The sequence below is a fragment of the Streptomyces sp. A3M-1-3 genome, assembly GCF_024213665.1.
Lineage (GTDB): Bacteria > Actinomycetota > Actinomycetes > Streptomycetales > Streptomycetaceae > Streptomyces.
In genome coordinates this window covers 1-17779 of sequence record NZ_JANAVP010000010.1, presented here as the reverse complement: position 1 = coordinate 17779, position 17779 = coordinate 1, and the positions used below count along the sequence as shown (strand labels likewise).

20 protein-coding genes and 1 pseudogene are annotated in these 17779 nt (G+C 69.7%); 14 read left to right on the top strand and 7 right to left on the bottom strand.

Annotated features, from left to right (window positions below):
• Positions 1-69 precede the first annotated feature (69 nt).
• Both NLX86_RS13535 and NLX86_RS13530 read left to right on the top strand, forming a co-directional pair.
• Positions 70-2145 (top strand): phage holin family protein, encoded by a 2076-nt coding sequence (locus tag NLX86_RS13535; protein ID WP_254371923.1) that lies wholly within the window; start codon positions 70-72, stop codon positions 2143-2145.
• 215 nt (positions 2146-2360) lie between these two features.
• Entirely contained in the window at positions 2361-2792 is a 432-nt protein-coding gene (locus NLX86_RS13530) for an SRPBCC family protein (protein ID WP_254371922.1), read from the top strand.
• A gap of 45 nt (positions 2793-2837) precedes the next feature.
• Here the strand turns inward: NLX86_RS13530 and NLX86_RS13525 are convergent, their stop codons facing one another.
• Positions 2838-3377: a histidine phosphatase family protein gene (locus tag NLX86_RS13525; RefSeq protein WP_254372089.1), complete on the bottom strand. Its 540-nt coding sequence runs from the start codon at positions 3375-3377 to the stop codon at positions 2838-2840.
• A 340-nt stretch (positions 3378-3717) separates the two neighbouring features.
• Between NLX86_RS13525 and NLX86_RS13520 the strand changes: the two genes are divergently transcribed.
• Genes NLX86_RS13520 through frdD form a run of 5 tightly spaced genes read left to right on the top strand, consistent with a single transcriptional unit; the run spans position 3718 to position 7237 of the window.
• Positions 3718-3951, top strand: coding sequence for a hypothetical protein (locus tag NLX86_RS13520; protein ID WP_254371921.1), 234 nt, complete (start codon positions 3718-3720; stop codon positions 3949-3951).
• Between the two features lie 26 nt (positions 3952-3977).
• Positions 3978-5726, top strand: coding sequence for a fumarate reductase (quinol) flavoprotein subunit (frdA, locus tag NLX86_RS13515; protein WP_254371920.1), 1749 nt, complete (start codon positions 3978-3980; stop codon positions 5724-5726).
• 2 nt (positions 5727-5728) lie between these two features.
• Positions 5729-6472 carry a succinate dehydrogenase/fumarate reductase iron-sulfur subunit gene (locus tag NLX86_RS13510; protein WP_254371919.1) on the top strand — a complete coding sequence of 248 codons (744 nt, stop codon included), beginning with the start codon at positions 5729-5731 and terminating at the stop codon, positions 6470-6472.
• The gene (locus NLX86_RS13505) at positions 6469-6882 is read left to right on the top strand and encodes a hypothetical protein (protein WP_254371918.1); all 414 of its coding nucleotides are present in this window, start codon (positions 6469-6471) and stop codon (positions 6880-6882) included. Before NLX86_RS13510 ends, NLX86_RS13505 begins: the two co-directional genes overlap by 4 nt.
• A gap of 4 nt (positions 6883-6886) precedes the next feature.
• Positions 6887-7237: a fumarate reductase subunit FrdD gene (gene frdD / locus NLX86_RS13500; RefSeq protein WP_254371917.1), complete on the top strand. Its 351-nt coding sequence runs from the start codon at positions 6887-6889 to the stop codon at positions 7235-7237.
• Between the two features lie 31 nt (positions 7238-7268).
• On the opposite strand, the gene NLX86_RS13495 is transcribed toward frdD, so the two are convergent.
• Both NLX86_RS13495 and NLX86_RS13490 read right to left on the bottom strand, forming a co-directional pair.
• Positions 7269-7499 carry a hypothetical protein gene (locus NLX86_RS13495; protein WP_254371916.1) on the bottom strand — a complete coding sequence of 77 codons (231 nt, stop codon included), beginning with the start codon at positions 7497-7499 and terminating at the stop codon, positions 7269-7271.
• The gene (locus NLX86_RS13490) at positions 7496-7687 is read right to left on the bottom strand and encodes a hypothetical protein (protein ID WP_254371915.1); all 192 of its coding nucleotides are present in this window, start codon (positions 7685-7687) and stop codon (positions 7496-7498) included. Before NLX86_RS13490 ends, NLX86_RS13495 begins: the two co-directional genes overlap by 4 nt.
• A gap of 153 nt (positions 7688-7840) precedes the next feature.
• On the opposite strand from NLX86_RS13490, the gene NLX86_RS13485 reads away from it, so the two are divergent.
• From NLX86_RS13485 to NLX86_RS13475, 3 genes are read left to right on the top strand one after another with little or no spacing between them, the layout of a single operon-like run.
• The gene (locus NLX86_RS13485) at positions 7841-8095 is read left to right on the top strand and encodes a hypothetical protein (RefSeq protein ID WP_254371914.1); all 255 of its coding nucleotides are present in this window, start codon (positions 7841-7843) and stop codon (positions 8093-8095) included.
• Positions 8067-8582: a DUF6879 family protein gene (locus NLX86_RS13480; protein WP_254371913.1), complete on the top strand. Its 516-nt coding sequence runs from the start codon at positions 8067-8069 to the stop codon at positions 8580-8582. The genes NLX86_RS13485 and NLX86_RS13480 overlap by 29 nt, the downstream gene beginning before the upstream one ends.
• Before the next feature lie 13 nt (positions 8583-8595).
• Positions 8596-9450, top strand: a complete 855-nt coding sequence (locus NLX86_RS13475; RefSeq protein WP_254371912.1) for a helix-turn-helix transcriptional regulator — start codon at positions 8596-8598, stop codon at positions 9448-9450.
• A gap of 649 nt (positions 9451-10099) precedes the next feature.
• Here NLX86_RS13475 and NLX86_RS13465 read toward each other — a convergent pair.
• Both NLX86_RS13465 and NLX86_RS13460 read right to left on the bottom strand, forming a co-directional pair.
• The gene (locus tag NLX86_RS13465) at positions 10100-11665 is read right to left on the bottom strand and encodes an RNA polymerase sigma factor (protein ID WP_254371911.1); all 1566 of its coding nucleotides are present in this window, start codon (positions 11663-11665) and stop codon (positions 10100-10102) included.
• Positions 11666-11813: 148 nt separating this feature from the next.
• Positions 11814-12401, bottom strand: a complete 588-nt coding sequence (locus tag NLX86_RS13460; protein WP_254371910.1) for a TetR/AcrR family transcriptional regulator — start codon at positions 12399-12401, stop codon at positions 11814-11816.
• A gap of 51 nt (positions 12402-12452) precedes the next feature.
• Between NLX86_RS13460 and NLX86_RS13455 the strand changes: the two genes are divergently transcribed.
• The 3 genes from NLX86_RS13455 to NLX86_RS13445 all read left to right on the top strand — a co-directional run bounded on the left by NLX86_RS13455 (position 12453) and on the right by NLX86_RS13445 (position 14482).
• Positions 12453-13337 (top strand): DUF2867 domain-containing protein, encoded by an 885-nt coding sequence (locus NLX86_RS13455; RefSeq protein WP_254371909.1) that lies wholly within the window; start codon positions 12453-12455, stop codon positions 13335-13337.
• A gap of 137 nt (positions 13338-13474) precedes the next feature.
• On the top strand, positions 13475-13915 hold the full coding sequence (locus tag NLX86_RS13450; RefSeq protein WP_254371908.1) for a hypothetical protein: 441 nt from the start codon (positions 13475-13477) through the stop codon (positions 13913-13915).
• A gap of 6 nt (positions 13916-13921) precedes the next feature.
• On the top strand, positions 13922-14482 hold the full coding sequence (locus NLX86_RS13445; RefSeq protein ID WP_254371907.1) for a DoxX family protein: 561 nt from the start codon (positions 13922-13924) through the stop codon (positions 14480-14482).
• Positions 14483-14607: 125 nt separating this feature from the next.
• Here the strand turns inward: NLX86_RS13445 and NLX86_RS13440 are convergent, their stop codons facing one another.
• Entirely contained in the window at positions 14608-16383 is a 1776-nt protein-coding gene (locus tag NLX86_RS13440; RefSeq protein ID WP_254371906.1) for an FAD-dependent oxidoreductase, read from the bottom strand.
• 190 nt (positions 16384-16573) lie between these two features.
• Between NLX86_RS13440 and NLX86_RS13435 the strand changes: the two genes are divergently transcribed.
• Positions 16574-16879, top strand: coding sequence for a 4a-hydroxytetrahydrobiopterin dehydratase (locus NLX86_RS13435; RefSeq protein WP_254371905.1), 306 nt, complete (start codon positions 16574-16576; stop codon positions 16877-16879).
• Positions 16880-16981: 102 nt separating this feature from the next.
• On the opposite strand, the pseudogene NLX86_RS13425 reads toward NLX86_RS13435, so the two are convergent.
• A pseudogene (locus tag NLX86_RS13425) lies at positions 16982-17536 on the bottom strand (DUF1266 domain-containing protein); the annotation flags it as partial.
• Between the last annotated feature and the right edge of the window lie 243 nt (positions 17537-17779).

Genomic DNA, 17779 nt, shown 5'->3' with positions numbered 1-17779 from the left:
CTGCTCTGTGCGAGGCTGGGAGCCGGGTCCGTGCGGATGATTCGGGCCGGGACGTGAGGTGGGAACGGCGTGGTCGAGGGGCGATGGCGGGCCGCTGGCAGCGCTCTGTGGCGGGTGATCGTGGTATGGGCGGTGTCCACCATGACCATGCTGGTGCTCGCCGGTGCGCTGCCCGACTTCCAGCTCCAGGCGGACGACGGCGACAGCGCCACCCGGATCGCGGTCACCGCCGCCTGGGGCGCGGGCGCCTTCGGCCTGCTGAGCGCACTTGTCTGGCCCGTACTCGTACGCGCCCTGCTGCTGGTACCCGCACTGGTACTGGGACTTCTGGTCTTCTTCCTCAACGGCTCGCTGCTGCTGATCGCCCTGCGGCTGATCCCGGACGGCCGCGGCGAGGCCGAACCGGAGACGGCGGTGGTCGTCGCCGCCGTCATGTCCGCCGTCGCCTCGGCGACCTCCACCGCGCTCGCCGTCCGCGACGACACCGCGTACCGGCGCAGGCTCTCCCGCCTCGCCGACCGGCGGCGGCGCAGACGCGGTGAGGACGGCGGGCGCATCGGCTCGCCCGGCACGGTCTTCCTGCAACTCGACGGCGTCGGCCACGAGGTACTGCTGCACGCCGTGGAGAGCGGACTCATGCCGACCGTCGCGGGTCTGCTGGCCGGTACCCACCGGCTGACCCCATGGCGCACCGACTGGTCCAGCCAGACGGGCGCCAGCCAGCTCGGCATCCTGCACGGCTCCAACCACGACGTCCCCGCCTTCCGCTGGTACGAGAAGGACACCGGCGACGTCATGGTCTGCAACCGGCCCACCAGCGCCGCCGAACTCCAGCGCCGCGCCATCGCGCACACCGGCGACGGCGGACTGCTCACCCTCGACGGCGCCAGCCGGGGCAACCTGTTCAGCGGCGGCGCCGACCAACTCGCCCTGGTCCTCTCCATCGCCGCCCGGCGCGGCCGGGCGAACCGCTCGCGCGCCGGATACTTCGCCTACTTCTCCGACCCCGCCAACGCCGTCCGTACCGCCCTGTCCCTCGTCGCCGAAGTCGGCCGCGAGATCGGCCAGTCCACCCGCTCCCGGTTGCGCGGCGACCGGCCGCGGGTGGGTCGGGGCGGCCTCTATCCCTTCATCCGGGCCTTCGCGACCGTGGTCGAACGGGACGTCGTGCTGGCCGCGGTGATGGGGGACATGCTCGCCGGGCGCGCCGCCGTCTACGCCGATCTCGTCGCGTACGACGAAGTGGCCCACCACTCCGGGCCGCGCAGCCGGGACGCCGAGAAGGTCCTGAAGCGGCTCGACCGGTCCCTCGAACTCATCGTCAAGGTCGCCGAACACGCCCCGCGCAGCTACCGGATCGTGCTGCTGTCCGACCACGGGCAGAGTCCGGGGGAGTCCTTCCTCAGCCGGTACGGGCTGCGGCTCAAGGACCTGGTCCGGGCGGGCTGCGGGCTGCCCGTGTCCCGCCGGGCGGGCCGTACGCACAGCGGCGCCGAGGCCCGCGCCGCCGTACGGGCCGCGCTGCACCGGCCGGTCGAGGAGGGCGCGGAGGAGGCGCATCCGGTGCGCGGCTCCGACCCGATCGTGCTCGCCTCCGGGAACCTCGGGCTGATCTCGTTCCCCGATGTGCCGCAGCGGATGACCCGGGAGCAGATCGAGCGCCGCCATCCGGCGCTGCTGAGCACGCTCGCCAACCATCCGGGTATCGGCTTCCTGCTCGTACGCGGCGCGGAGCACGGGGCCGTGGTGCTGGGCGCGCACGGGGCGGAGCTGCGGCTCGACGGCGACGGAGCGGGGGACCATGGCCCGCTCGCCGGCTTCGGTCCCGGCACGGCCGACGCGGTGCGCCGCACCGACTCCTTCCCGCACGTCGCCGACATCATGGTCAACTCCCGCTACGACCCGCGAACCGGCGAAGTGCACGCGTTCGAGGAGCAGATCGGCTCGCACGGCGGGCTGGGCGGCGAGCAGGCGCACCCCTTCCTGCTGTGGCCCGCCGACCTCTCCGCCCCGGTGCCGGACGGCGGCGAACTCGTCGGCGCGGAGCAGCTGCACCAGGTGCTGCGCCGCTGGCTGCGCGAGAGCGACGGCCCGCAGGTGCCGCTGAGCACAGCGGAGGACCAGGGAGAATCGGCTGCGCCGTAGGCTGCGCGCCACCCACACTGCGCGCCGGCAGGCCACCGTCACCGTCACTCCCGTCCAGAGATCGCCTCGTACGTGCACCGGCCATCGATCTGCTGCAACGGGCGGAAGACTTCCCCTGACCGTGCCGGCACGCTCGCCCGGGGTCGCTTCCGTCCCCTGGCCGGGGCACTCTGGAGACAGACCCCTGAGCCGTGAACAGAGCTGCGAGGTGAGAAATGAGCACTCTCGAGGAACAGATCGAGATCGGCGTTCCGATCGATACGGCCTGGGACAGCCTCCACCGCGTGGAGAACTATCCCCGCTTCCTGGACGGCGTACGCGAGGCTCGTTCGGAGGGCGGGCACGCGGCGCACCTGGACGTCGACGTGGACGGCCGCACTCAGGAGTTCGAAGCCGAGATCACCGACCGTGACAAGGAACGCGTGATGGAGTGGCAGACCACAAGAGCTCCCGCCCTGGCGGGAAGCTTCTCGCTGCTGCCCATCGACCGGGAGCGCACCCTTGTCCAGGCCCGGGTGGAGTACGACCCGAGCACTGTCAAGGAGGCGTTCGGCGGGCCGAAGGGTTTCGCCCAGGCGACGGCGATCGAACGGCTCGTACGACATGACCTCGAGCAGTTCAAGGAGTTGGTGGAACGCGAACGGTAGCCGCGCGACCGCTCCCCGTCGCCGGCCTGGAAGGCCGGGCCGAGTTCATCGCTGTCCGCGCGGGACGGCAAGATCGGTCAGCGTTGCCGACCCCGGTGCGAGGTCTGACCAGGCGCCACGCCAGATCAGCACGGCGACGGCAGACGTCGGGAACTTGGCCTGTGCGCGCTGCAGTGTGTCGCCGAATGACTGGCCGACGAGCATCAGGATCAGGTCCTGGAGGCCCGGATTGTGCCCGATCAGCAGCAACGTCTCGATATCGGTGGGCACTTCGCGTACGACATCGAGAAGGTCCTGGTCGTCCGCCCCGTAGATGCGCGGGTCGTAGCGGGCGATCGGCGTGCTGCCCAATTCTGCGGCGGCCAGCTCCCAGGTCTGGCGGGTACGGCGGGCGGTGGAGCACAGGACGAGATCGGGCAGGCAGTCGGCTTCCACCAGACGGCGGCCGGCGGCCGGGGCGTCGCGCAGGCCGCGCGGACCCAGTGGGCGGTCATGGTCGGGAACGCCCTCGGGCCAGTCGGACTTGGCGTGCCGCAGGGCGACCAGCCGCCGCAGCGGACCCCGTCCTGCCAGTTCCTCAACCATGCGCTGCACACCGCCGAGCCTACTCAGAAGGCGGGACGGAGACCGTTCACGTGTCGCCGCACTGTAGAAACGTGCAGGTCACCGACCCATTGGGTGGAACACCCTACTTCACTGGCCGCTGCGCGCGTCGTAGCCATGACGGGCGCCGGTGGGCTGCACCCGAGCGGACCGTCGCCCGGTCTGCGGGGGCGGTCCGCCGGCGGTACGCTCACTGTGAGCGCATGACCGGGCCTGCCGCGACCACCGATGTCAAAGGTGTGTCTGTGGCTACAGCGCTGTCTGTGGCTACAGCGCGTGTTCGCGCAGGCGGCGTGGGTCGCGGTCGTCGAGGAGGTGGGCGATGGTCGGCAACACCATTGACTTCACCGAGGAGCGGGCTCCGTGCGGTCGGATCGTCGACGGGTTGCGCTACCAGGAGGAAGACGCCGCGGGGCTGTTCATCGACGAGGTGACGTACGCGTGCGGCTGCAGGCAGGTTCGTCGCGAATTCCATGACGGCAGCGTCCGCGTCAAGACCGTCCGCCACGACGGCACGGTCCTGCAGGACGAGCACAGCGCCGAGCACGAGGTCTGACCGGGCGCGCACTACAGGGTGGTGACATGACCGCTTCTCATGACGTCGTGGTGATCGGTGGCGGAGGCGCGGGGCTGCGTGCGGCCATCGCCATCGCGGAGGCCGATCCACGGCTGAGTGTGGCGATCATTTCCAAGGTCTACCCGATGCGCAGCCACACGGTCTCCGCCGAGGGCGGGGCCGCTGCCGTCGCCGGCGCCGACGACAGCCTCGACGAGCACGCCTACGACACCGTGTCCGGCGGGGACTGGCTGTGCGATCAGGACGCCGTCGAGGCCTTCGTCGCAGAGGCGCCGCGCGAGCTGCTGCGGCTGGAGCACTGGGGCTGTCCATGGAGCCGCCAGGCGGACGGGCACATCGCGGTACGGGCCTTCGGCGGCATGAAGAAGATGCGCACCTGGTTCGCCGCCGACAAGACCGGGTTCCACCTCCTGCACACCCTGTTCCAGACCGCGCTGTCCTATCGGGACATCGTCCGGTACGACGAGTGGTTCGTCAGCACCCTTCTGGTCGACGACGGGAAGGTGCGCGGCGTGGTGGCGATCGAGCTGGCCACCGGCCGGGTCGAGACCATCACCGCGGGCGCCGTCATCGTGTGCACCGGGGGGTGCGGCCGGGTGTACCCGTTCACCACCAACGCCAGTATCAAGACCGGCGACGGCATGGCCCTGGCCTACCGGGCGGGCGCACCGCTGAAGGACATGGAGTTCGTCCAGTACCACCCCACCGGTCTGCCCTTCACCGGAATCCTGATCACGGAGGCCGCGCGCGCCGAGGGCGGCCGGCTGCTCAACAAGGACGGCTATCGCTATCTGCAGGACTACGACCTCGGCAGACCTGAACCGGGGCCGGTGCTGCGCAGCATGGAGCTGGGGCCGCGGGACCGGCTGTCGCAGGCGTTCGTGCACGAACTCGACAAGGGGAGGACCACCCCCACGCCGCACGGGCCGGTCGTCCACCTTGATCTGCGCCACCTCGGCGCGGAACTCATCGACACGAAGCTGCCCTTCGTGCGGGAACTGTGCTTGAGGTACCAGAACATCGACCCGGTCCGGGAGCTGATCCCGGTGCGGCCCGTGGTCCACTACATGATGGGTGGCGTCCACACCGACATCCACGGCGCCACCGGCCTTGACGGCCTGTACGCCGCCGGTGAGGTGGCCTGCGTCAGTATCAACGGCGCCAACCGGCTGGGGTCCAACTCCCTCCCGGAGCTGCTGGTCTTCGGCGCCCGCGCCGGCGAGGCAGCCGCCGAGTCCGCCGGCGTCTCGGCGGGATCCGGCCCCAGCGCTGCGGTCCTCGCTCAGGCCCGCGACGAGCATCGCCGGCTCGAGCGCCTGGTCGCTCACCATGCCGAGGGCCGGGAGCGCATCGCGGACATCCGTACCGCGATGCAGGACACCATGGAGAGCGGCGCCGGGATCTACCGCGACCGGGGCTCCCTGGCCACGGCGGCCGAGGCACTGCTCGACCTGCGGGAGCGGTTCGGCGGTGCGGCGGTCGACGATCACAGCCGGACGTTCAACACCGACCTGATCGCCCTGCTCGAGCTGTCGTTCATGCTCGACGTGGCCGGAAGCATCGTCCACAGCGCGCTGCGGCGCGAGGAGTCACGGGGCGCGCACCAGCGCACCGACTTCCCCGCGCGGGACGACCAGCGGTACCTGGCCCATTCGCTCATGCACCGTGAGCCCGACGGCACCGAGCGGGTGGAGTACCTGCCGGTGACCGTCACCCGCTGGTCCCCCGGGGAACGCGTGTACGGGAGGCAGTAGTCATGACGGACCGGATAACCCTCCAAGTCGCCCGCTACCGGCCGGAACAGGAGACCGAACCGACCTGGCAGTCCTACGAGGTGCCGTTGCGCAAGGAGTGGACGGTCCTCGACGGCCTCAACCACATCAAGGACCACCTGGACGGCACGCTCTCCTACCGCTGGTCCTGCCGGATGGGCATCTGCGGCAGCTGCGGCATGACCGTCAACGGCGAGCCCCAACTGACCTGCTCGGCCTTTCTGACCGACTCCGCGCCCGGGCCGGTACGGGTCGAACCGCTGAGCAACTTTCCCGTCATCCGCGATCTCGTCGTCGAGATCGGCGACTTCATGAACAAGCTGACCGAGGTCAAGCCCTGGATCATCCGTGACGAACACAGGCCGCTCGCCGACGGCGAATATCTGCAGACGCCGGACGAGATGGACGAGTACAAGCAGTACAGCATGTGCATCAACTGCATGCTCTGCTATGCGGCCTGCCCGGTGTACGCACTCGATCCCGACTTCGTGGGACCTGCGGCCATCGCTCTCGCCCAGCGCTACAACCTCGATTCGCGTGACGAGGGAGCTGCCGACCGGCGGGATGTCCTGGGCTCGGCCGAGGGAGTCTGGGCCTGCACTCTGGTCGGCGAGTGCACCACCGCCTGCCCCAAAGGCGTCGACCCGGCCGGCGCCATCCAGCGCTACAAGCTCACGGCGGCCACGCAGTCGCTCAAGAATCTGCTCTGGCCCCGGGGCGCGCGATGAGCCGGACCCCCGGTGGGACGCCGCGGCCGGCGCTGTACCGCAAGCCCGTCCCGACCTTCTGGTGGCTCCGGCGCCGCGCCTACTTCGTCTTCGTACTGCGGGAGCTCAGCAGCGTCTTCATCGCCTGGTTCGTGGTGTTCCTGCTTCTCATGGTGGGTGCGATCGCCGATGGCGCAGACGAGTACGAGCGGTTCCAGGAGTGGAGCGACAACTGGTGGGTGCTCCTGCTGAATGCGATCGCCCTGGCCTTCGTCCTGCTGCACGCCCTCACGTGGTTCAACCTGGCGCCGCGAGCCATCGTGGTACGGCTGCGCGGCCGCCGTGTCCGGCCGGGCTCGATCCTGGTACTGCACTACCTGTTGTGGGCGCTGCTGTCCGCGGCCATGGCATGGCTGATCCTGAGTAGGTAGCGCGATGAGCAAGAAATCGCCGGAACCCCTGCTTTGGCTGCTGTTCAGCGCAGGCGGGATGGCTGCCGCCCTGCTGGTTCCGGTCCTGCTGCTCCTGTTCGGCATCGCCTTCCCGCTGGGCTGGCTCCCGGCGCCCGACCATGCACACCTGCTCTCGGTGCTGCGGCACCCCCTCACCAAAGTGGTCCTGTTCGGGCTGTGCGTGCTGTGCCTCTTCCACTGGGCACACCGCTTCCGCTACACGCTGTACGACGGTCTGCAGCTCAGGCGGCTCAGCGGGCTGATCAACGTGTTCTGCTACGGCGGCGCGGTACTGGGATCGGTCGCGGCCGGATGCGTCCTGTTCAGGGTCTGATCCGCCCCTGCGCGCTCAGGGGGCGGGAGGTCTATCGCTCGGCCCGGACCACGATGGCGAACGAGGTGCAGATTCGCCGGAACGAGCCGTGGCCGCTTCGACCGGTGTGCGTCATGGCTTCCACATCGACCGCCGCCGAGTCCGTGGACGGCGCTGCCTCCCAGTCGCAGCAGAGGCACTGGGCTTCGAAGATCACTTCAGTGTCCGGGAGTTGGGTGACCTTGTGTACGACATAGCGGTACGCCGCCCGCAGAGCTGTCACCGGTGCCTCCTCGGGTGGTTCCGGACCTCGACGTTGCAGTCAGAGACCTGCGACATGTCTCCCGACCGACGCGCCGCTTCGGGCTGCTTGCCGAGCGCCCCGCACACCTTGCAACCGTCCACAGGAGTCGGCTCAAGGACCGGCAGGGCCAGATGGATGGGTCCGGTCATCGTCGTCTTGTGGTCCATGCCGGCGACGCTAGGGACGGCTCGGCCCGGCGCTCCACTGTCTTGCATCAGTTTGCATGCAAATTCCCGTCGCAGGTCGCAGTGTTGACACTCACTCATCGGGGCATGAAGCTCATGCAAGTCTGAGCAAGCACCCAAGCGCGGGAGGCTGGCATGTCCGTAGAGTTCATCGGCATCGACCCCGATACCGATCGCGATCACTGCCCCACGGTGTGGGCCGACCCCGAGGCGCAGGAGATCTTGCTTCAGGGCTGGAAGCCCGATGCGGCAACGGAAGCGCAGTGCGAGGCAAGCAGTCCGGCGAACGGTCCGGTGCCGGACAGCGAGGCGATCATCCGGATTCCGGCCCGGATGGTGCCCATGATCAGGGAGGCATGCGATGCCATTGAGCGTGCCCACCTTCAGTGAGCTCCTTGGCCGCTCCGAGCGGTCTGCCGTGCACCTCGAGATGCGCGACTCGTACGCGAGCACGGACCGCTTCGACGCGTGGAAACGCGGAGAGCGGATCGACTGGGCCGATCGAGAGTCATGGTGGCATGCCTATGACCAGTTGATTGCCGACAGCGTTGCCCGTGGCGTAGTGATCCGCCGTGCGCGCATCGTCTCCGAGCCGGTCAGCGAGTACATCCGGTGGGAGCACTACGTCACGCAGGCCAACGTGACGGCCGGCGAGCAAGTCCGATGGCTGCCCCGACGGTTGGCAACAGGCATATCGCTGCCGGGGAATGACTTCTGGGCGTTCGACGATTCTCTGTTGCGCGTGCACCACTTCTCCGGTGACGGGGCGGTGGTTGAGGACGAGATCACGGATGACTCAGCCACGGTGAAGCTCTGCGTCACGGCGTTCGAGAGCGTCTGGGAGCGCGCCATCCCGCACCAGGACTACCAGATCTGAGAACGGCCAGTTCATGCCCCCGCACTCCTCGTCCAGCGTCCAGCAGGCGCGTGAAACCCTCGCTGCACGACTGCGTGACCTGAGGCTGGATGCCGGAATCACTGGACGTGAACTGGCTGCCAGATGCGGCTGGCACGAGTCGAAGTCGTCGCGGATCGAGAACGCGCGGACTCCGCCGTCGGATGCGGACATCGGGACATGGTGCCTGGCCTGCGGAGCCGCGGACCAGGCGGCAGACCTCATCGCAGCCAACCGTCAGTCGTCCGACGCGTATGTCCAGTGGAGGCGCCTCCAGCGCACCGGGCTGCGCCGGTTGCAGGAATCAGGAGCAACCCTCTACGAACGCACCGGCCGGTTCCGCGTCTACTGCTCGGACGTCGTCCCGGGCTTCCTTCAGACTCCCGGCTACGCAACGGCACTGCTCTCATCCATCGCATCCTTGCGGGGCACGCCGGACGATGTGAGCGACGCTGTCGCCGCCAGGATGAGACGCAACCGCGTCGTACGGGAAGGGGATCACCGGTTCTCCATCGTGCTCGAAGAATCGGTACTCCGTTACCGCATCGGCGACGCCGAAACGATGGCTGCCCAGCTCGGACATCTCCTGTCCGCCATGGCGCTCCCCAGCGTCGCCCTGGGAGTGATCCCGTTCACCGCCGAACGTGCCGTGTGGCCCATGCCGACATTCACCGTCTTCGACGACGACCGCGTGCACGCGGACTCTCTGGATGCTGCCCACACCCTGACCCAACCCAGCCAGGTCGGTCTGTATCTGCGCGCCTTCGACCGGATCTCGCAGACCGCAGTACACGGTGGGGCGGCCCGTGGGCTGGTCACCAGCGCATTGGCAGCACTCGACGGGCCCTGACCCGCAAGGCAAGTGCAGGTCGGCGTCGCGATAGTGAAAGGAGGTTCAGTAGGCTCAGTCGCAGTCGAGTTACCGGGTTGCCGTTGGTATGTGGCGTGCAGCGATACTCCGGCATGAGCAGAATTGCACAGGTCATCGTGTTGGCGACGTACGCGGACGAGGTCATGGAACCGCTGACCCGCCCTGACGAGTCGCGTAGCTGGCACGGTCAGTTCCAACCGCTCGACTTGTTCGTCGGGGGGTGGGTCATCGAGTTCGACCGTATGAGGCCGCGCTCCGGACTGCTGAAGCACCTCGAATCGCTTCCGTGGCCCAACCCGGGGAACGTGCAGGTGTTGATCCATGACGAGGAGGACGACTGCTTCGGCTTGTGGATGATTCACGACGGCAGACTGGTCGAGGTGCCACTCCCGCGCACTCAGCGGTTTCACGCCCCTGCGCCGCGTGCCGATGACGACCCGCCGAGCCCAGGGTATCTGTGGCGGACGGAGGCGGGCAGCCCCTTGCCAGCACACTTCTCGACAGAACGCCAAGACCCGCGACCGGCCTGGTAGGGGAGCGTCGCCTCCGCCGTGTGGCGGTGCATAACGACCGTGAGGCAACGTCCCCTCCCCGCCAAGGCGGGGAGGGGACGTTCGTGGGGGGCGACCTAGTCCAGGTAGTCCCGCAGCACCTGGGAGCGTGACGGGTGGCGGAGCTTTGACATCGTCTTGGACTCGATCTGGCGGATGCGTTCGCGCGTCACGCCGTACACCCGGCCGATCTCGTCCAGCGTCTTCGGCTGGCCGTCGTTGAGGCCGTACCGCATCGAGACCACGCCCGCCTCGCGCTCCGAGAGCGTGCCGAGGATGGACTGCAGCTGCTCCTGGAGGAAGGTGAAGCTGACCGCGTCGGCCGGGACCACTGCCTCGGAGTCCTCGATCAGGTCGCCGAACTCGCTGTCGCCCTCCTCGCCCAGAGGGGTGTGCAGCGAGATCGGCTCGCGGCCGTACTTCTGGACCTCGACGACCTTCTCGGGGGTCATGTCGAGCTCCTTGCCGAGCTCCTCGGGCGTGGGCTCGCGGCCCAGGTCCTGGAGCATCTGGCGCTGGACGCGGGCGAGCTTGTTGATGATCTCGACCATGTGCACCGGGATACGGATGGTGCGCGACTGGTCGGCCATGGCGCGGGTGATCGCCTGCCGGATCCACCAGGTGGCGTACGTGGAGAACTTGAAGCCCTTGGTGTAGTCGAACTTCTCCACCGCGCGGATCAGACCGACATTGCCCTCCTGGATCAGGTCCAGGAAGAGCATGCCGCGGCCGGTGTATCGCTTGGCCAGCGAGACGACCAGGCGGAGGTTGGCCTCCAGGAGGTGGTTCTTGGCGCGGCGGCCGTCCTCGATGAGGATCTCCAGCTCACGGCGGTACGCGGGCTTCGGCTCTTCCTCCTCCTCCAGTTTGTACTCGGAGAAGAGACCGGCCTCGATGCGCTTGGCGAGCTCGACCTCCTGCTCGGCGTTGAGGAGGGGGACCTTGCCGATCAGCTTCAGATAGTCCTTGACGGGGTCGGCGGTGGCGCCGGCCACCATGACCTGCTGCGCGGGGGCGTCGTCCTCGTCCTCGTCGGACAGGATGAAGCCCTGGCCCTCGGGCTTGGCGCGCTCCTCGTCGCCGTCCGTGGCGCCGGTCTCCTCGGGCCACTCGTCGACCTCGGGTGCCGAGGGGGCCTCCGTCTTGGCGGCGGTCTTCTTGGCCGCGGTCTTCTTCGCGGCGGTCTTGACCGTCCGCTTCTGCGCCGCCTTCTTCTCGGCCGGTACTTCGAGCTCTTCGTGCTCTTCGCGCTTCTCCGATATCGCAGCCATAGTCGATGACGGTACGGCGTCGGCCCTGACCGTGGCCGCCTTCTTCACCGTTCCCGACGGCCTGGCCACCACCGTTTTCTTGACCGGACGCTTCACCTCGTCCCGCGCCGCGGCCTTGCGCGGACGCTTCGCGGCCGTCTTGGCCGCCGGCGCGGCGGTGACCAGGAGCGTCACGCCCTCCTCGTCGAGGACCTGGTTGAGGCTGCGCAGGACCCGCTTGTACTGGTCCATCGGGATGCGGCCCGCTTCGAAGGCCTGGCGCACGTCATCGCCGTTGATGTGCCCCTGGCTGCGGCCGCGCTCGATGAGCGCGACCAGGGACTCGGATTCGCCGATCTCCGGAGGAAACGTGCGGGACGGGCTGAGCGACACAAGGAGCCTCTCGTAGCGGGCAGTAAGGGCGGGTGGGCGAAGCCGCTCGACAGCAAGACGGCGCTGCGCGACGACACCTGGAGGTTCATCGCGTGCCCGAGTCGATTCGTTACGGCCTGAATTGAGTGACCTGCGCCACGCTCGCCGGTCAGGGCCGCCGGAGCAGTGTCTCCATCACGCCGTCGAGGTAGTCCGTGAAGGCGGCGCCGGCCGGCAGCGACTGCGGGACCGCGTGGTTGAGCTGGGTGAGCCCGAGGTAGCTGGTGTACGCCAGCAGCCCGCGCCGCGCGGCCGCTTCGGGCGGGAACCCGACCTCTTCGAAGAGGCGGGCCACATAGCCGACCCGCCGCGCGGTCACCCGGTCCAGTACGGCCGCGACTTGCGGATGGGAGGCGGTGGCGAGCAGCGACACCTCGAGCGGGTCCTCGGCGGCGGAGGCGATGGCTTCGGCGAACAGCGTGCGCAGCCGCCGCTCCGGGTCCGGCTCGGTCTCCATGAGTGTGATGATCGCCTCGGTGCCGATCTCCTCCCAGCGGGCGAGCGCGGCCTCGACCAGCGCCTCGCGGTTGGCGAAGTGCCAGTAGAAGCTGCCCTTCGTCGTGCCCAGCCGGGCGGCCAGGGGCTCGACCGCGACCGCGGCGACCCCGCCCTCCCCGATGACGGTGAGGGCCGCGTCGGCCCAGTCCTGGGCGCTGAGGCGCTGCCTGCCGCTGCCCTGCCGTTGCCGTTGCACCATGACCGTACGGTACCGTACGGTGGAACATACGCCAGCGTATGGAGGTGCACGATGAGCACGGTACGCAACGTCCACGAGCGCACGATCGGAGCTCCGGCCGAGGCGGTGGGCGCCCTCCTCGACCGGCTGTCGTCCGACGACGACCCGGTCTGGCCGAGTCCCGCGTGGCCGCCGATGCGGTTCGACCGCCCGCTGGGGGTCGGCGCCGTGGGCGGCCATGGATTCGTCCGCTACTCGGTCACGGCATACGAACCCGGCCGACTGGTCCGCTTCGACTTCGCCGACTCCGACGGCTTCCACCAGATGCAGATCGAACCGCTGGGACCGGACCGCTGCCGGGTGGTCCACGTACTGCAGGAGAAGCAGGGCCCCGCCGCCCGCCTCGCCTGGGAGCTCGCGATCCGCCCGCTGCACGACGTCGTGGTGGAGGAGGTCTTCGACAACATCGAGCGCCTCGCCACCGGCGGGCCCGCGCGCCCGACCCGCTGGTCGCCGTGGGTGCGGCTGCTGCACCGGCTGGTCTGGGACCGGCCCAAGGCCGCCGACATCCCCGCCGACGCCCTGCTGGTCCGTACGGCCTTCGACCGTCCCGACTTCTCCGACGCCTGGCGGCTCCCACTGGTCCCCGGCATGCCGGCCGACCCGGCGGCCTGGGAGCACGTGCTGCCCTTCCCGGTGGTCGCCCGCGAAGGCGCGGAGATCATGCTCGGCGAGGACGCCGGCCATCTGGACTTCCGCGCCTCCGTCTTCGTCGGCAGGGAAGAGGTCACCCTCAGCACGGTCGTACGCACCCACAACCGGCTCGGCCGGCTCTACTTCGCCGTCGTCAGGCGGGCGCACCCCTTCATGGCCCGCGCCATGCTCCGCCGTACGCACCGCCGGCTCGCGCTGGCCGCGCCCGGCGCCGCGGAGCGGACTGCCACGACGTCCGCATGACCTGAGAGGTAATCGACGGCTTCCCGGGCGCGCGGCATGGTTGCGGTACCGGATCCCGGGGCGGCGCACTCCGGTCCGAGATCCGGGTCCTGACCCACCCGACCAGCGCATTCGACCTCGATGGAGGCTGATCCGTCATGTCCGCAACCCTGCTTGGCAGCATCTCCCGCAGCACCGAGCCGCAGACGATGCTCCGGCGCTTCCTGGCGCTGGACGCCGTCGTCACCACCGCCAACGGCCTGGTGTACGTGGCGGCCTCGGGCCCGCTCGGGCGGCTGCTCGGGGTCGGCTCCGGGCTGCTGCTCGAACTCGGCGTTTTGCTGGTGTTGTTCGGGGCCGGGGTCGGCTACCTCGCCTCCCGGAGGCAGCCGCCGGTGCTCCCCGTCAAGGCCGTCATCGACGCCAACCTGCTGTGGGCGGCGCTCAGCATCGCGGCGCTCGTCCTGTGGTTCTCGCCGACCACGGCCGGCGCCGTGTGGATCCCGATGCAGGCCATGACCGTCGGCGGCTTCGCCGTACTGCAGCACCTGGCCCTGCGCGCCGTGGCGGCCCAGGACCGCAGCACGCTCCTAAGCTAACCCTCCATGACCTCCCCTTTCCCGGCCCGGCACACCGCCGGCTCCGCCTCCTCGGGCACCACCACCGGCCATGTGGCGACCCCGCAGTCGTACGACGTCGGGCTGCTGCTGCTGCGCCTGGCGGTCGGACTGACCATGGCCGCCCACGGCACCCAGAAGCTGTTCGGCTGGTTCGGCGGCCCCGGAATCAGCGGAACCGGTCAGGGCTTCACCATGAGCGGTTACCCCGCGGGCGACACGATGGCGGTGATCGCCGGGCTGAGCGAGACCCTGGGAGGACTGGGCATCGCCGCAGGGCTGCTCACCCCACTGGCCGCCGCCGCCCTGATCGGCGTCCTGGTCAATGCGCTCGCCGTCAGGTGGAGCGGCAGCTTCTTCTTCCCCAAGGGCGTCGAGTACGAGTTGGTCCTTGTGAGCGCCGCCGCTGCCCTGGCCCTCACGGGACCCGGCCGTTACGCCCTCGACCGCTTCCTCCCCGTCCTGCGGTACCACCGTCTGGCCCACGGCGTCGTGGGCGTGGTGCTGGGGGTGGTAGTCGGCGGCGCCGTCCTCCTTCTGCGCGACTGAGATTCTCTACCGCGCCATCGACCGCAGGTACTTCACCGTCGCCGGGTCGGCCGGGAGGAACGTCTCGATGGACGAGACGAACGGCCCTTGCAACTGTGGTCATGGGACGACGGTAACCGAGACTGCTAACCGAGGTCGTGGATGTTGCGCAGGCCGAGCCGGTAGCGCAGCCGGTCGTGCCGCTTCGACGGTTCCAGCTCCGGAGCCCGGTACAGCGGGGTGACCGTACACCGCTCGGCACTTGAACCGGTCCGCTCCAGCAGGGCGTTGACGGCCTGGCGGGCCGAGGCGTTGGCGCCCTCCATCGTCGCCAGGTCGATGTCGACGGCCACATAGTCGCCCGACAGGAAGAAGTTGGGGATCCTCGTCGCGGCAGCCGGCCGGTTGTGGAAGGTGCCCACCGGGTGGATCAGCAGTTCGTCGTCGTTGGTGGGGTTCGGGGTGCCGATTCCGTCCACGCCCGGGTCCAGGAACCACGAGTGCAGCGTGCCGTCCTTCAGGACCGTCCTCCCGGTGTCGTTGACCGTCGCCTTGAGCTGCGCCCACACCTCTCGGGCGAGCTCCTCGCGGGTGCACTGCTTGGCCGTCTTGCCGTACAGGATGCCGGGCCGGTCCCACTCGGAGATGTCCACGGACAGGCAGTCGGCCACCGCTCCGTCGCCGTAGTCGGCCGGGAAGTTCCGGCCGGGCCAGTGCTGCGCCTGGGCGATGGCGGTCAGCGACCAGGGGGAGTCGATGCAGTTGAGGTGGCCGTGCAGGATCGGCGTCCGCTCGGTCAGATAGAACTGGATGCCGGTCATCCAGTCGGTCTGGAGCCGGTCGCAGCGGGCGAGTTGCGGGTCCGCGGCCCGCAGGTCGGCCCCCCACGTCCGGCGGGCGTGCTCCACCGGCATCGCGGAGACGTAGTGGTCCGCGGTCACGGACTGCCGTACGCCCTGCGGGTCCTCGATCACCGCCGCCGAGATCCGCCCGGAGCCGAGTCTCAGCTCGCGTACGGTCCAGCCGACCCGGAACTCCACGCCGAGCGAGCGCAGATGGGCCTCCCACGGGTCGATCCACGCCTCGTTGGTCGGCGCGTTCAGTATCCGGTCGAGCGGACCGTCGGCCCCGCGGCCCAGTGCGTTGAAGACGAACGCCTCCAGCAGCGAGCCCACGGTCCGGGTGCTGGCCTCCTCCGCCTTGGTCGCGACGATGTTGCGGGTCAGGCCGACGGCGAGGATGCGCTGGTAGTCGTTCGACATCTGCTCGGCCCGCAGGAAGTCCCACCACGGCCGCTGTTCCCACTGGGCGTTGCGCCGCTCGTCGCAGCTGGTGAGGAAGACGAGGAAGCGGTTCGCGAAGTACGCGATCTCGTGCGGCGGCAGCCGGACCGCCGTGCCGAGGAAGGCGGTCACCGCCCGCCGGAGCTCGTCCGGCGTGAGTTCCGCCGGCTCCTCGCCCGCCCACGGCAGCGGGATGCGGAGATCCTCGCGGCCGGTCCGGGCGAACATCATCTCCTTGGGCGCCACCAGATTGCCCCACACCCCGTCGGCGTTGCCGGGGAAGGGGATGCGCCGGAAGGTGTCCGGCAGGTTGTGGTAAATGCCGGGGATGAAGCGGAAGCCGTGTTCGGCGGGCAGCGGCCGGCGACCACCCCTGGCGCTGCCGGGTACGTCCATGCTGCGGGCCTTGCCGCCCAGGGCCCTGCGTTCGTACACCGTCACGGCGAAGCCGCGTTCGGCCAGTTCGTGCGCCGCGGTGAGCCCGGCGACCCCGCCGCCGAGCACCGCCACGGTCTGCCGCTGCCCCGGGGCGCGCGGCGCGGCGGCCGCCCCGCCTGCCGGGGTGAGTGCGGCCGCCGTGCCGGCGGCCGCTGCCGCGCCCGCCACGAAGGTCCGTCGAGTGGTGCCGGTACGAGCCATGCCGCGTCCCCCTACTACCGCCGGTAACAGTCACGTCCGGCGCAGGAGCATATGGGCACCCCCCTCGACCCGGAAGGCGCGCGTGGGCCCACTCGTGGGCTCGCGCGCACAATGGCGCGAATCCTTCCCTCCCGGCAGCCCTGTGGCAGGCTGGGACCAGACGACCCCAACCCCCGGAAGGAGCCAGCCCATGGCCACCGAGCCGCTGTCCCAGAAGGAGATCGAGGACCGGCTGAGGGAGCTCCCGGGATGGGCGCTGGAGGGGGACAGGATCGCCCGTACGTACCAACTGGGCACACATTTCGCGGCGACCGCGATGGCCGTGCACATCGCCCAGATCCAGGAGGAACTGGGCCACCACTCCGAGCTCACGCTCGGCTACAACACCGTTGCCCTCGCGGTGAACACGCACAGCGCGGGCGGCGCGGTCACGGAGAAGGACTTCGAACTCGCCCAGCGGGTGCAGGACATCGCCGCCGGCCACGGCGCGAGCTGACCGGGTGCTCGACTTCGACACCGAAGCGGCCGTGTACGACGCCTCGCGCGGCGGCGCCCCGCGTGCCGAGGCCGCCGCGGGCGCGGTTCTCGTCGGCCGGGCTCAGCGCGAGGGGATGTTGCGCCAGGGACTGCCCTCCGACTGCGCGAGGAGGCGATGGGCGTCGAGTGCCGTCTCGTAGTACGGGCCGTACTCCTCGTCGTCGAACCGCAGCACCCGGCCGAGGATGTAACCGGCGGAGTACTCCTCCCAGGAGCGGTACGCCGGCTTGCTCAGCGCCCCCGCGTGCACGGTCGCCTGCTCCGCCTCGTGCGGGGTGCAGAACCGGGCCGACAGGCCCCAGCGCGCGAGGTTCACGGCCCGCCCGTAGTCGTACGCGACCGTCGTCGTGACCCGGCCCTCGGGCGGCAGCAGCCCGTCGGCCCGGAACCGCGACTCGTACCGCATGACGCGGCGCACCAACTCCTCGATGCCCTTGACGCTTTCGGGGCCCGCGCCCAGATCCTGTGCCGTACCGGCGGCCGTCTCACGCCACACCTCGGCCGGCGGCAGCTCACCGAAGCGGGCGCGCAGTGCCTCACGCACCCGCAGGACGAAGTCGGGCTGGGGCGGGCTGTTCTCGGCGTCCAGCAGGTGGTTCAGCTGCTCCTGCCACCGTTCCTAATCAGTGATCAGGAGTGGGTCTTGGACCCACGTCCCGGCACTGCGCGCATCCCGAACGGTTTTGGATGCACTGGTCCCCCGCGTTCGCTGTGTGGTCGCTGTCCGGGCACGTGCATCGTGTGCACGCTCCGTGACGGGACGGCGGGTTTCCTCACGCCCCAGGGTCTCCGGTCGGGCCTGGACGGTCCGATGCCCCTGCACATCACTCCGGTGTGCAGGGGGCGGTGTCGTCCGTCG